Source organism: Pseudomonas sp. LS_2, from assembly GCF_042709235.1.
Taxonomy (GTDB): Bacteria; Pseudomonadota; Gammaproteobacteria; order Pseudomonadales; family Pseudomonadaceae; genus Aquipseudomonas.
Genome location: NZ_JAVAYC010000020.1, coordinates 71,695 through 84,986, shown reverse-complemented (window position 1 = coordinate 84,986; position 13,292 = coordinate 71,695). Strand labels below are relative to the sequence as shown.

The 13,292-nt window shown below is 56.5% G+C and carries 11 protein-coding genes and 1 CRISPR repeat array (1 of these 12 running past the window's edge); of the genes, 3 read left to right on the top strand and 8 right to left on the bottom strand.

The window, feature by feature from the left end; all coding sequences use genetic code 11:
• A partial coding sequence (locus tag RAC97_RS17975; RefSeq protein WP_375099860.1) for a Fic family protein occupies window positions 1–514 on the top strand: 514 nt, incomplete at its 5' end.
• A 166-nt stretch (window positions 515–680) separates the two neighbouring features.
• Here RAC97_RS17975 and RAC97_RS17970 read toward each other — a convergent pair.
• A complete protein-coding gene (locus tag RAC97_RS17970) occupies window positions 681–932 on the bottom strand; it encodes a DUF3077 domain-containing protein (RefSeq protein ID WP_375099859.1) in 252 nt (83 codons plus the stop codon).
• A 15-nt stretch (window positions 933–947) separates the two neighbouring features.
• Window positions 948–1,181: a hypothetical protein gene (locus tag RAC97_RS17965; RefSeq protein WP_375099858.1), complete on the bottom strand. Its 234-nt coding sequence runs from the start codon at window positions 1,179–1,181 to the stop codon at window positions 948–950.
• Window positions 1,182–1,823: 642 nt separating this feature from the next.
• Here RAC97_RS17965 and RAC97_RS17960 point away from each other — a divergent pair.
• The gene (locus tag RAC97_RS17960; RefSeq protein ID WP_375099857.1) at window positions 1,824–2,126 is read left to right on the top strand and encodes a type II toxin-antitoxin system RelE/ParE family toxin; all 303 of its coding nucleotides are present in this window, start codon (window positions 1,824–1,826) and stop codon (window positions 2,124–2,126) included.
• Window positions 2,123–2,446, top strand: a complete 324-nt coding sequence (locus RAC97_RS17955) for a helix-turn-helix domain-containing protein (protein WP_375099856.1) — start codon at window positions 2,123–2,125, stop codon at window positions 2,444–2,446. The genes RAC97_RS17960 and RAC97_RS17955 overlap by 4 nt, the downstream gene beginning before the upstream one ends.
• A 443-nt stretch (window positions 2,447–2,889) precedes the next feature.
• On the opposite strand, the gene cas6f is transcribed toward RAC97_RS17955, so the two are convergent.
• From cas6f to cas1f, 6 genes are all read right to left on the bottom strand, one after another.
• A complete protein-coding gene (cas6f, locus tag RAC97_RS17950; RefSeq protein WP_375099855.1) occupies window positions 2,890–3,453 on the bottom strand; it encodes a type I-F CRISPR-associated endoribonuclease Cas6/Csy4 in 564 nt (187 codons plus the stop codon).
• A 3-nt stretch (window positions 3,454–3,456) separates the two neighbouring features.
• Entirely contained in the window at window positions 3,457–4,482 is a 1,026-nt protein-coding gene (gene csy3, locus RAC97_RS17945; protein ID WP_375099854.1) for a type I-F CRISPR-associated protein Csy3, read from the bottom strand.
• Window positions 4,483–4,515: 33 nt separating this feature from the next.
• Window positions 4,516–5,493, bottom strand: a complete 978-nt coding sequence (gene csy2 / locus RAC97_RS17940; RefSeq protein ID WP_375099853.1) for a type I-F CRISPR-associated protein Csy2 — start codon at window positions 5,491–5,493, stop codon at window positions 4,516–4,518.
• Window positions 5,486–6,811, bottom strand: a complete 1,326-nt coding sequence (gene csy1 / locus RAC97_RS17935) for a type I-F CRISPR-associated protein Csy1 (RefSeq protein ID WP_375099852.1) — start codon at window positions 6,809–6,811, stop codon at window positions 5,486–5,488. Before csy1 ends, csy2 begins: the two co-directional genes overlap by 8 nt.
• A gap of 62 nt (window positions 6,812–6,873) precedes the next feature.
• Complete coding sequence (gene cas3f / locus RAC97_RS17930; RefSeq protein ID WP_375099851.1) at window positions 6,874–10,248, bottom strand: type I-F CRISPR-associated helicase Cas3f; 3,375 nt, start codon at window positions 10,246–10,248, stop codon at window positions 6,874–6,876.
• Window positions 10,245–11,222: a type I-F CRISPR-associated endonuclease Cas1f gene (gene cas1f, locus RAC97_RS17925; RefSeq protein WP_375099850.1), complete on the bottom strand. Its 978-nt coding sequence runs from the start codon at window positions 11,220–11,222 to the stop codon at window positions 10,245–10,247. The genes cas3f and cas1f overlap by 4 nt, the downstream gene beginning before the upstream one ends.
• 260 nt (window positions 11,223–11,482) lie before the next feature.
• Window positions 11,483–13,292: direct repeats of the CRISPR family, unit length 28 nt; unit sequence GTTCACTGCCGTATAGGCAGCTCAGAAA (it continues 262 nt past the right edge of the window).

Here is a 13,292-nt window from a genome sequence, read left to right as displayed (position 1 = left end):
CATCGAAGCGGCATTTTTCCTGTGGGTTAACGTGGCTTACCTGCAACCGTTCGAAGATGGCAACAAGCGCACCAGCCGCCTGGCTGCGAATATCCCTTTGATGCTTTACAACTGCTCACCACTGTCGTTCCTCGATGTCACCTCACAGGACTATGCCTTGGCCATGATGGGGGTTTACGAACAACGTGACATGGCAATGGCGATCGACCTCTTCACGTGGGTCTATCGTCGCTCGATCAGCAAATATGGGTTGATGCTCCAGGCCATGGGAGTGCCAGGCCCGGTTAGGCTGCAATATCGGGAAGTGCTGAACGAGGCGATCAGCGCAGTGGTGCGTGAGCGCAGCAGTATCGAGCAGGTAGTTGCGTCGCTTGCCTTGTCGCAGGAGCAGAAAAACGAGTTTCAACCGTTGCTCAAAGCAGAGTTGGACGTGCTGGCGCAGCACAACTGCGCGCGGTATCGATTGACCATGAGGCAAGTGACAGAGTGGATTGAGGCAGGGCGACCGGCTTGAAAACAGACTCGCTCATTCCTCGTCGTTGATATGACAGCGACTGGGGAATGAGCGAGTAAGCGTGCGTCAATGAATTGCAGTCGCCTGTCACGCGTGCGAGCCCGAGCTTTGCCCTCAATTGCGCGCAAGTTTTCCCATCACCGCCGGGAAGGTAAGTGCGGCCCCGCTATTGCTGCATACGGCCCACTTCCACGTCATCCATCAGGGCCTTGACCATGTCGCACAGCGAGTGCGCTGCCCACCCCAAGTCCGCTTCACCATCGGTGGCTGCCAGCAGTGTCATGCGCCGAGCGCAGGCCATCATTGCCGAGGCCTGATCCATGACTTGCTTGGCGTCGTGCCCGGCTTCCACGCGGAACAAAGGTTTGTCGCCGTCGCCGTAGCCGAAACCGGTTACGCCGGCTGTTTTTTCCGTCATGTCGAACGCTCCTTGTCAGTGGCTTGAGTGGACTTTGCTCAGGGCCATTTCCAATAGCGTGCGTGCGGCGTCGAGTTCGTGGCTGGTGGCGATGTTCAGCGATTGGAGGGGGGAGCCGGCGGAGAGCTGGGTGCTCTGGTGGTTTATCGACTGGGCGCAGAGCAGGTATTCGCAGGCTTGAATGAGGATTTCTTCAAAGGAGTGGGGGATGTCGGTGGGGATTGGTGGGTCGGGGACGATCTTTAGCATGGTAACTCCTTGAGCCGTTTAAGGAGTCGCACACCATCGCTGTCAAACGAGTGGAGGCAACCGTACGCGGGTTGACAGACCGGAGGCTCAAGAGTCCGGCGCACACGAATGTGCCCCACGTACAGCTGCCATGAAGAAACAGCTGTTGGACTTGAGCTCGCGGTCTGTCAAAACCGGTCGTTGAATTTGCAACGACGGGGCGAGACTAGAACGCGACCTACTGCATCGCAACGGCTGAAAGGCGGTGGGATTATGTTTGGGAAATGGACTACAGGAAATGGGGAAAGTCTGAGGAATTTGCCTAAGGACGGTAGGCTTTGCAGCGGATTGCGATTTCTTTATCCGATGCCCGGCGGTGTGCGATGGCTCGCGTCCACGCTTCGGCGTCGACCAGCCCACATCCAAGGCCCGCGCCATGACCTCGGTGGCATGACGCAGATCAGCAGCCCAAGCTGCACCCGTGCTGCCTCTGGCGGGAAGTTGAAATCCATTACCGCATGATTTGGCAGACAGATGGCATTCAACGGCTAGTTGAGATTTATACCAATATAGGTATAGAGTTCGTGCTCGTACTACAGGGAATCAGAGTAGATGGGGAAGCCGTTGCATTGGGTAGGGAGTAGCAAGAAGGATCTCTTGGCTATGCCCGACGACGTACAGGATGTGTTTGGTTTCGCCCTACACCAGGCTCAGGTAGGTGGTAAGCACCCGCAGGCAAAGCCGCTAAAGGGCTTTTCTGGGGCTGGAGTGCTTGAGGTTGTCGAGGATTATGATGGCGACACCTATCGAGCGGTCTACACAGTGAAATTTGGAGCAGCAGTCTATGCCCTGCATTGCTTCCAGAAAAAATCGACCAAAGGCATAGAGACACCGCAGCACGATATCGACTTGATCAAGTCTCGATTGAAAGCGGCGCAAGCACATGCGAATGGTGGAAATAAATGATCGAAATTATTGAAGAAGGTAGCGGCAACGTATACGCAGACCTTGGAAGAGCCGATGCCAGCGAGATGCTGATAAAGGCAAGACTTGCGGAGAAAATTGGCGGCATCATCAAAGCCCGCCATCTGACACAAGTTCAAGCCGCAGAGATCCTTGGGCTACCTCAACCAAAGGTTTCTGACATGCTGCGCGGGAAATTCAGAGGCATCAGCGAAGCCAAGATGATGGACTGTCTGTCACGTTTGGGGCGCGATGTTCAGATCGTGGTTAAAGCTGCGCCAAGATCACGACGGGAAGGTCGAGTGGAAGTAGTTTTTGCCTGACTCTATGGCTGCGCCCGAAACCCGCCACTTGGCGGGTTTTTCTTTGTCTTGAGATTTTTCCTGACCTATCCCAAGGCAGCATGTCTCCAACATCGCCTTCCATGATCTTTGAGCTGCCTACGCGGCAGTAAACGCTGGACCCGCTCCTGGTGCATGAAATGATTCATTTCTGAGCTGCCTACGTGGCAGTGAACGCACCGCCAATCCGTCGAAGTAAGAAGAATGGTTTCTGAGCTGCCTACACAGCAGTGAACTTACGGCCTCGGCCGAGCGCATGGCTGGGCTTTTTCTGAGCTGCCTACACGGCAGCGAACTAGAGCAGTAGCAATTCAACTCGCTGATAAATCCGCAAAAACAATCATTTCTCAGCCATAGACCCTTTTCTACGCCGTTCCGTAACCCATTGATTTCAAAGATCCAACGAAATGCCCTAGAAAAAAGGGTCAAAACCAGGGCACCGTAGCGTTGCGACTCAGACCGTACGTGCCAAATACTCCTAACTGCGCCCGATCCTGCAATTGCCCATGACGAATGAACAGGTAAAACGTCTGGCCATTCGTTTGGCTTCGCAACTGGGCGAACGGCAGTTCGCACTTCTTGCCAACCTCGGCGCCAATCCGCGACCTGGCTTCCTCTTCACTGATGCCATGCCGCTTGATCAGTCGACGCCTAAGCCTCTCGGGATTGCTATCTACCTGCACACGGCTCACGCAGCGGTGCTGAGCATTGGCGGGAACCTGTTCAGGCCCCAAGAGACGCAGATGATCCCGCATACCACTGAGCCAGTTGATCGCTTGCAGACTGCCGAGCGCCTCTCGACTGCCATGAATGCGAAGCCTTGCACCCAACGAACGAGGCTTCTGGCTAACCTCGGGAAAACTGATACCGATGTCGTTACGCCTAATGTCGTGCAGGGCTCGATGGAGCTTGCTCAGTAGCGCGTTCATCAGCATCGGCTGAGGAAACTCGGGGTCTGGAAGCAACGTCAGTTCAAGGTATTGATCCATGGCTCAGCCCGCCTCGCCGAACACACCGCCGCGAATGAGGGTGGCGATGACAAAGTGCTGTTGCTCCAGGGGAGGAACCTTGTCCTTGAGTACCCAGGCGTCAAGCAGCGAATAAAAGTCGTCCTTGCTCTTGTTGCGAGGTTGGCGGTAGGCCTTGCCCTGCGTGGTCACCGAACCATAGGGTTCGACGGCAATCGGTCCGTTGGTATCGGCTTCTTCGTACCAGGTGTCGATGCTGCGCAAGGCATTGCCAACTTTTTGCGAGTGCAGCCCGGCAATACCACTCACGGTGTACAAGGTCCTGCTTTTGTCACCACGGCCACGCTCCATGATTAACTCCTGAGAGGGGAACACTTCCTGGCCGGCGCCTAGGCGTGCGTAGGCAGTGATGCGAAGCAGAACGTGCTGTTCGCCCAGAAGGCCATTGTTGATGACTTGGGCAAGCGTCTTGAGCGCCTCGGCATTGGCGCCCTGGCTGTCGAAGTGGCGCATGGAGAGGCTGAGTGCATCGAAGGTCCAGGTGTTCTGCGCTTGCCCCTCCGTCAATTGCTCTACTCGTACCTCGACCTGCTCGGCACCTATTCGATTACGCCAGAGGAAGCGCGCATTCGCCAGGTTGCAGGCATAGCGGTATGCAAGTTCGGTAAAGCCATTGGCTTGCACGTAGCCCTTCACGGTTGCTTGCAGTTTTTGACGGTAGGCCGCGTCGTTACAGGCCGACGGTTGGCCGATACTACCCAGTACCCTGAGGGTGAATGACACCTGCAAGGTGTCTGCATCATGGGGCAACGTCGCGACGTCAATGGTTTGCAGGTTGGGCTTCTGGATCTCGGCATCCAGCTTGGCAGGGTCCAGATCCTTGGTTTTCATGCGGTTGGAGATCGTGCCGCGCACGGATTTTTCGCGCACCGCGATTGGTGCCCACTCCCCACGCTTGTGCCAGTCACCTGCATGGAACAGAGCATCCGATGGGTCGAGTTTGCGTTCGAAGGCCAGGACGGAAGCGGTCTTGAGGGTGTCGTTAGTCATTGGCAAATCCTTCTGTAATGAGATGACGGGCATTCAATCGAAGCTGATTTCGGGTTCTGGCTGATAGTCGTTGTGGCAGCGGTACAGGCCACTTTCGACACAGGCGCTGGGGTACCACAGCATTTGCTCGATGGACTCCAAGCGATGTGGGCTAAGCCATTCGCCCACGCTGAAGATGCTTTCCACCAGCCTCATGGGGGTTTCGCTGTCTCGGGCATTGGGTACGGAGCCGGCCGGCAGTAATGGCGTCAGCGTGCTGTAGCCGACAGGAATGGGAACCACCCAACCGAGCCCTTTGCGGTCGCTATGCCAGGTGGTTTTACCGCTGGCCTCAACTTCGCTGGCGCGCCAATTGATGCGTGAGAGCGAAAGCCAGGCGTCCAGAGGCGTTGCGTCCGGGTCCTCTTGCCGCAAGTCTGCGTGACGTTGCTCCAGCAGGTCGGAGCGTTCGACCAGCGTAAAGCCAGGTAGCCAGTTGGGGGCACTGGCGGCAAAGATATCGAGGCGGTCTTCGTCGTTACCTGTCAGCGGCATGAAGTAAGGTCGGTGGGCAGTTGTTTGATGCAAGGGGGGGATGATGCTGCCACCTGCAAGACGCAGAGTCTGGAGCATTGCCATCAGCTGAGATGCGAGGTGCGGCGCGTTCGCTGGATCATTCAGCGCGGCTCCCTCGACCCCAAATAGCAGGGTGAGCTCAAGGTGAATACGTCCTTCCTCGACGATGGGGGAGGGCTTGCCCTCTCGGTCATTCGGGTTGCGCGAAAGTCGGAATGACTTGACGTAGCGATCTGACGTGGTCTGTTCTTCGTGCTGATGCACAACCACGCCAACAGCAGGGAAGTGAAGGTCTACATCTGCTGTATTGGCTTTGCGTTCTAGTGCCCACATCAGCCCTGTGAAAGCCGTCATCGAGGGGAACCCGTGGGTAAGTGGGCTGGAAATGGTATTGGCGTTCTGGATATGAAGGTGAGGCAGGACGAGCACCGCATCCAGGGTTGGAAACTTAGGCATGGCTCACCTCCTGAGCGACTGGTGCGAAGTCGCGGGTATGATCCAGCGCCTTGCGTGCCCAGTGCATGTGTTCGCTGTCGCTGACGGAGAACCCTTTCTTTAGCAATAGCCCGTTGAGCCAGAGGGCAAAGCGCTTGGCGACTTCCTCGGGCCATTCTTGGCTCTGCACTATGCGCTGGAATGCCAGGTCTTCTTCTTCGAAGCCGTCACGAATCGGGAGAGCTGCTCGGTTGGGGTCCAACCATGCGCATTCGTACTGTGGCAGTCGGCAGTCAGGGTCTTGTGTCCAGCCTGGGGGGAACTGACTGCGGACACTCATGCAGAACGAGGTCAATGCCAAACCCAGTGCGCGCTCGATTCGTTCACGTCGTTTACGAGTATCGAAGCTAGCGCTTGGGTTCTGTTGGAAGTAGCTGTAGAGGGCATTGAGCTGATGTTGCACTCCATCAAAATGATGAAAGCGTTGGAATGCGGATTCGATCAATAGCAACGGCTTGGCCTGAGTGCGGTTCCAGGTCGGCGGAAGCGAGGAGAGCAAGTAGTTAACGCCCCCGCGTTCGCTGTTCAGTTGGCTGATGTTCTGTGGTTTGGTTCCACCCAGCTTACGTGCAACGAGATCGCGGTATTCGCGATAGGTGCCGCTATGTTCTTGCCCACTGCGCCAGGCCAGCCTGGCAATTTTGTTGCTCTCGCCAAAACGAGCATCGTTGATTTCGCTGTGCACGGCGTGGGCCAGACTGCTTGGGAACAGGGGCTGAAGTAAGTGGAATGAGCTGTCGTGGGTGGGCGTGTCACCCACACACCAGTAGAGCTGTTTTGCTTTCTCGTGGGATACCACGGGCTCGGCGTCACGCACCAAACCTTTGAATGCCGAACTCCAGGCTGCCGCTTGTGCAGGCTCGGATGAGAAAGCCGCCAGCAGATCGGGGTCGTCATCTTGCAACCAATCAAGCAGGGAGCGTTCTTCGACTTGTACTTTGAGGAACTTGTACACATCGAGTGCCGCAGCATTGCCGACGATGTCGGTGGCAAAGCCGCTGGGGAGTGAATGGCTACCGACTTCTTGTCGGTGGGGAAGTGAGGAGGGGTCTATGAATAGGCTACTTCCCCTCGCGTCCGGGTGCGTTGCCTTGAGCACGTGTGTGACTGCCTGGATTTGCGTGACGCGTCGGGCGGCGTCAGCGAGCCAGGTTGAGTACTCGTATTTGGCTGCGGTTGCGGGGTCGTCCTTGCCGTTTAGTTTTGTGTCGCGTCGGTCGTTGATGAACTGGGTTATGTGAGTTCGAAAGACAAGTGATCGCGGGAGTTTTTCTTCCATAACAAACTCTAGTAGGCGAATGAAAAGAGGTTAGTGGCCTTCGGCTATTAGTAGCGTTGCCCTCATTTTTTGGCAAATCCAAGAACGGGGTGGTACCGCCACCCGGCATCACTTTCCGGCACGCTCACAGGCGTAAACCGATCAGCGCATTCCTCCAGCGATAGGCCCTGTGCCGAAGCGAGTTGTTCCAACTGTTCCATAAGGTCAACCTCTCCCCAAGGGCGTATTCCGGGGCCTAGGCGTGCCTCAAGATCAATCCGTTCCAGCTTCATTTCACTGGCCAAGTATTCTGGAGGCTTACGTATGTTGGGCTGGTGCAGGGTGTATAGGCAAAGTCGCTCCTCATCCTCGTCAAGCTGGAATATCAGGTCGACCATGGGCTGAGTCTGCTTGCGAAAGGGCTGATGCTGGGGGAGCACCCAGGTCAGTGCCGCGTGCGGGTATAGCCAGGCACAGGTTGCGTTCAAGTCGGTTGTACTGTCGCTCGGCAGCATCAGGTCTATCAACCGCTGGTGCTCAAGGTCTACCAGATTATCTTTAGGTTGGAGCGTCGGGGTCGGTCTGGGCTGAATGCGTGGACGCGCGTTGAAGGGAACAAGGTCTTCCTCCAATAACAGGTTCTTCAAGTTATGACTGCTCAGGCGAAACAGATGCCTGTGGTCCTTTATGTCTTGCTCGAAACCGGGGTATACGAAGGCGGCCCTGCGCTTCTTGTCCGGATCCAGCATGTTCTCGAAGTGCTTGAGATTGGTCTGGAAAACCAGAATGTTCGGTGAGGTGCAGGGATTCTGACGGTGTCGTTGTACGCGTCCTGCCAATTGCACCAGCGACCTCATGGACGATGGCTCGACCAATGCCCAGTCGTAGTCGTGATCACGGCCGACTTCCGTGACAGGAGAGCCCAGCACTACGAACAGATGATCTTGCTCGGGGTAGGTTTCCAGCGCCTGGCGAATTTCGGGCAAGTCATAGACAGCCTCAGGTTCCTTGCGGTTGAGACAGCGATCAAGTCGTGCCTCGATCGCCGAGCGCAGCAACATGGGAAAGCGTGAGTGATAGACACAGAGGTGAATACGCTGCCCTTGCGCTGCGCCTTGTTTGAATAGCGCGAGTGCAACATCGAACAATGGCTCGATATTGGCCATGCGAATCAAGCCGAAGCTGACCCGTTTGCCACTGTGTGGGCATTCCTGGGCATGGTTCGCATGCGCCTGTTGCATGGCATGCTGCAATTGAGCCGCGAAGTCTTCTCGCACGTGGGCTTTGGAGCGAGGTGCTTGCAGTTTCCACTCTTTCAAGCCGATGAGTCGTGGAGTTTCTGCACCGGCGCTGTCCAAAGCCGCAACGCGGTTTGTCACGAACTTGGTGTGTTGTTCGATGAAAGCCTCGGCGTTGGTGCAACTGTTGGCTACCGAAAAAAACTCGTCGACCCACATGCAGGCCACTTCGAGTTCGGATAAAGAGGTGCTGGCAGGCTCGCCGCGATTACGCCGGTACTGCTGACGGCCTGCACGATAGGCATGGAACATGCCGGTTACTAGTGCTGGTGGGAGCGTCGCTGACGACAGCAGCACGCGTGCTCCGAGCATGCCGGCCCAATGCATCAGGCGCGTCAGCGCGGGAAGGTCGCCGAGGTCGAAGTCGTCGAGCTCGTCCAGCACCAGGTCGCCACTCATCAGGCGCAGCATCGGTGCAATTTGTCGTCCGGCTCGCTGCGCTTCAGTTGCGGGCATCAGATGGTCGATGGTGCACACCAGCAAGGGAGCGGCAAGCATGGCGTGGATGTGTGCGTCATCCATTGCCTTGTCCAGCAAGCCGTGGCCTTCAACTTGTCCTTCATAGAAAACGTGGCTGTCTTCGTCGATCAGGTTCTGGACCGAGGCTGAACCGTGGGCTTCATGCTTGGCTTCATAGTGCTCCTGCAATAGCCCGGAGTCCGAGCCCCCTACACGGATCGCGAGTTCGTGATCCCCAAGGTGCAGGTCACGACGATAGCTTTCGCCGGTTTGGCGGGTAAGTGTGCGCAAGCCCAGGGCGAAGGCACAGCGCAAGCCTAACTGCGGGTCTGCCAGCGCATTCATGATGCGTGCGTTGGCGAGTGTCTTGCCACACCCCGTGGAGGCCATGTTGATGATGAAGGCGCCTTGGTCTGCAGTGACATCCCGCATAGTGGTAGCTATGTCGGCGGCTGTGTCTTGCCAGCGAAAGCGTTTCTCGGCACTGCGTTTGCGCAATCCTTTGTGCTGGGCCAGCCGAGGGAGATGGCGTTCAAACTTCGGGAGAGCGTGCACGATGCTGGCGGTCATGCGATCCACCCCTAGCAAGTGCTCGTCGAGCGGTTGCTTGGGCTTCCCATCGCGGTCGGTGTTGGCATAAAGGGGCGTTTTACCGTCGCCTTTTACTCGCCGAGCGTCTGTGGCATCGAGACTGGAGTAGTGATGGTCGCCCAGCATCAGGCTCAAGCGAGACAAGTGCATCACATAAGGGTTGCTCAGCCAGTCGCCTTTACCCGGCTTGTTGAGTAGGGCCAGCAGTCGGCCTGCCACTTTTGAGGCTTTCGCCCGCCATTTGGGTTCGGTTACTGGAAGCCCGTGTTCGAACTTCCAATAACCGATGGGCTGTTCTGCGCTGTCTGGCGTCGGTATTTCGTTCCAGAGGTGGGTGATGCCCTCCAGTAGTTGCGCCAATGTGTGGCGGTTGAAGCTACGAGTAGGACGGCCAAAACGCTTGTCAGTGGTTAGCCTCTCGTCTTCCAGGTTAGGTATTACCGGCAGACGGTGATGGCTGAGGACGAGCCAACCGATGGCGGCTGCCAACGGAGGCAATTGACGGAATGGAGGGATGCTGGGGTTATCCAGTCCATCACGTATTAGTCGTCCAGGCGCGAGCCAGCAGGTGTCGTCTTGCGGGCTGGGAGTCATCAGACGCTTCAACCAAGTTGCATCGTCATCCTCTCCGACGAATGCCTGGAAAAGTCGAAGAGAGACCCATTCGTGACGGTAGAGGTTCTTGGTTTGTGTCGGTTTTTCCAGGCGTGACTGGAACGATGCGCACGCCTTGCCCAAGTCGTGCAGTAGCGCGGCCATGCGAGCTAGTAACTGAATGTCTTCGGCGGTATGCCAGTCGTTTTCATCCTCGCGCCGCAAGATGTTCCGACGCGTCGTGTGAGTCGGAACGCTGCCTTGCGAGTTGAAGCGGCTCGCGTCGCCGACAACCCATAGCAGTTCAGTGTGGTCCAGGCCACGTATCCAGTGACAAGCAATGGAGGTGTTGCGCCTGGCGGTTTTTTTCAGCAAACGACGCAGTGTGTCGAGGCCGGCTTGGGTGATTGCTGTTTGCCAAGTGCGATCGCCACGGCGTTCGGCGAACTGGTCGAGAATACGGCGGCTTTCTGTGAGTGCACGTTTGTCGCACTGGGAGATGAGGAGAATGTTCACGCGAGCGGTGTCCCCAGTTGCTGGGCGACTGCTTTGAGGCTGTCGATCATGAAGTCGAGCGCCTCATTGCGTGTGAGGCTCTCGATGCAGGCTTGTCGGAACGCCTGTTCGTCGTCGCCGCGCATTGCTGAAAGAAACGCCTGAGGCAAGATCAGGCCATCTTTCACCAGATCAGCAACATCGAACACCAGTCCACCGCGACGAGTTTTGCCATGTAGCACGGCGAGCCCGTGAGGCAAGCCCAGCACCCAGGTTGCAATGGCGCCCAGCCCATAGGCGAGGTAGTTGCCGTGATCGAGAAAGCGGTTGGCTGGGTCCGAGCCGCTGCCGCGTTTGGCGCGAGTGAAATCACCATATTGAGTGGCGGTGGCTGCGAGTTTGAACAGACGTTTGGTCAGTCGTGCTTCTTCGGTCAGAAGCTCGTCATGGTTGCGGGCCTGCTCGATGCGTGAGAGCGACTGGCCTATCAAGTCATTGAGAATGCTTGGTTCGACAGTGATAGCGGCCTTCACGCCTGATTGGCTTTTGCTCCAATGTTTTTGCAGATATTCCAGGCGAAGACGTTGAAAAGCCCTCGCCGCTGCTAGCCGCTTTTCCTCATCGAACCAGAACGAGACCCAACGTTGCAGGTACTCGGTGGGGCGGTATTCACTCTGCGGTGAGAACCAGGCGATATCGATATCCACTTCGTTGGCGCTGAACAAGGGCGTCGCGCCGCTGCCGCAGAAACCGACCAAAACACCGGCGCGTGCCAATTCACGCATTGCGGCTTGAGTGACCGAGGTGCCTGTACCCAGTAATACGGTGGTGGTGTTGGCGATGGGGATGTTCCAGTAGAGAGATTGCTTGCCTGCGTCAGTGACGTACTCGACGCGTCCGCCCTTTACGAGTACCCGGCAGTGTTGGAGGTAATAGATGTTCGCTCGCTTGGAGTGGAGGATGCTTTTGAGGTCTGAAGAGGGGATGCCTTCCATGGTGGCGTTTTGCTCTCTTTCGGGGGTGGCTGTTTTTATAGCTCACGGTGTGGGAGAGCGGGGAAGGAATTTGTTGCTGGGGGATTCGATGAGCGGGGCGATTTTTGTCGCTTAGGAGGATTGTGGTGAACCCTCTTTTTTCGTGGGAAGTTTAGGGTTATGTAAATCAATGAGTTACGAGAGGCGTGAAAATTAGGGTATTGGCTGCTTGCAAGGTGGTTTTTCTAGGGGGGCCAATAGGTTAAGGTCGTGGGGCTCTAGTTCACTGCCGTATAGGCAGCTCAGAAAAGTCACCTGGAGTACCACCAGCGGCACCCTGTGTTCACTGCCGTATAGGCAGCTCAGAAATGATCGCAAACCGCATCTACACGGCGTCGAGCGTTCACTGCCGTATAGGCAGCTCAGAAAGCGCTCCGTTCCAGCGATGAGCTGCTGTAGCTGTTCACTGCCGTATAGGCAGCTCAGAAATTCGAATGCGGCGCCCCGCTCGATTACCGTGCGTTCACTGCCGTATAGGCAGCTCAGAAAACGCAGCGCCCGCGCTTTTGGCCGTCGCGCAGGTTCACTGCCGTATAGGCAGCTCAGAAAAGAAGCCGGACGGCAGCAGGGCAGCGGCCACGGTTCACTGCCGTATAGGCAGCTCAGAAAAAACGCTTCATCGTCGCCCAGCAGGTGCTTCTTGTTCACTGCCGTATAGGCAGCTCAGAAAGGATGGTCCGCGCTACAAGGCGATCGGCAACAGTTCACTGCCGTATAGGCAGCTCAGAAAAGGCGGGCGATGCCCATAGCGTTCTTGGCGATGTTCACTGCCGTATAGGCAGCTCAGAAAAAACGCTTCATCGTCGCCCAGCAGGTGCTTCTTGTTCACTGCCGTATAGGCAGCTCAGAAAGGATGGTCCGCGCTACAAGGCGATCGGCAACAGTTCACTGCCGTATAGGCAGCTCAGAAAAGGCGGGCGATGCCCATAGCGTTCTTGGCGATGTTCACTGCCGTATAGGCAGCTCAGAAAAGGCGGGCGATGCCCATAGCGTTCTTGGCGATGTTCACTGCCGTATAGGCAGCTCAGAAACAAGGCCTGTTGGCAGAGTTACGAAATTGAGCGTTCACTGCCGTATAGGCAGCTCAGAAATTTCGAAGTACGACACGGGCAGCCTGGCCAAGGTTCACTGCCGTATAGGCAGCTCAGAAAATAGCCCGGTACCGCGCCGCCTCGGTGACCACGTTCACTGCCGTATAGGCAGCTCAGAAATACAGGCAATTGCTCAACATCAAACCGAGCCAGTTCACTGCCGTATAGGCAGCTCAGAAAATCGAGAAGATCCGCGAAGAGCTGACCAAGCCGTTCACTGCCGTATAGGCAGCTCAGAAAAGAATGCGCACTTTGACTGGTTCAAGCTCGGGGTTCACTGCCGTATAGGCAGCTCAGAAATGTTGCAGTTCTGCGGGTCGATGAGGAAGGCCGTTCACTGCCGTATAGGCAGCTCAGAAAATCCAGGTGCGCAGCCGGAATGCCGGCCATGTGTTCACTGCCGTATAGGCAGCTCAGAAAATGCGCATGCCGAACGCCATAACGCCCTTGCGTGTTCACTGCCGTATAGGCAGCTCAGAAAAAGTTGCTACAGCAGGCCGCGGAAATGGGCGTGTTCACTGCCGTATAGGCAGCTCAGAAAAAGATCATTTGGGAGAACATCCACGCCTCCAAGTTCACTGCCGTATAGGCAGCTCAGAAATGCGTCAGTGCCTCGCTTTCGTGATGGGTCAAGGTTCACTGCCGTATAGGCAGCTCAGAAATACATTGCCTACCTGATAGCAAGGGGGCCGCGGTTCACTGCCGTATAGGCAGCTCAGAAAAGCTCACGTCCTCGCATCGCTGATCAACGAGCGTTCACTGCCGTATAGGCAGCTCAGAAACACTGCACATGTGGGCCGTCTTCTGTGTCGAAGTTCACTGCCGTATAGGCAGCTCAGAAATGCGCCCTGATATGGGAGGACGTACAGCCGACGTTCACTGCCGTATAGGCAGCTCAGAAATCGACCTACAACCACAGCCAGGATGATGCAACGTTCAC

What these genes read in the sequence shown, in the direction of transcription:
- RAC97_RS17970 (WP_375099859.1), bottom strand. Translation starts at nt 932, where the DNA reads ATGACGGAAAAAACAGCCGGCGTAACCGGTTTCGGCTACGGCGACGGC.
- RAC97_RS17965 (WP_375099858.1), bottom strand. Translation starts at nt 1,181, where the DNA reads ATGCTAAAGATCGTCCCCGACCCACCAATCCCCACCGACATCCCCCAC.
- RAC97_RS17960 (WP_375099857.1), top strand. Translation starts at nt 1,824, where the DNA reads ATGCCCGACGACGTACAGGATGTGTTTGGTTTCGCCCTACACCAGGCT.
- RAC97_RS17955 (WP_375099856.1), top strand. Translation starts at nt 2,123, where the DNA reads ATGATCGAAATTATTGAAGAAGGTAGCGGCAACGTATACGCAGACCTT.
- cas6f (WP_375099855.1), bottom strand. Translation starts at nt 3,453, where the DNA reads ATGGATCAATACCTTGAACTGACGTTGCTTCCAGACCCCGAGTTTCCT.
- csy3 (WP_375099854.1), bottom strand. Translation starts at nt 4,482, where the DNA reads ATGACTAACGACACCCTCAAGACCGCTTCCGTCCTGGCCTTCGAACGC.
- csy2 (WP_375099853.1), bottom strand. Translation starts at nt 5,493, where the DNA reads ATGCCTAAGTTTCCAACCCTGGATGCGGTGCTCGTCCTGCCTCACCTT.
- csy1 (WP_375099852.1), bottom strand. Translation starts at nt 6,811, where the DNA reads ATGGAAGAAAAACTCCCGCGATCACTTGTCTTTCGAACTCACATAACC.
- cas1f (WP_375099850.1), bottom strand. Translation starts at nt 11,222, where the DNA reads ATGGAAGGCATCCCCTCTTCAGACCTCAAAAGCATCCTCCACTCCAAG.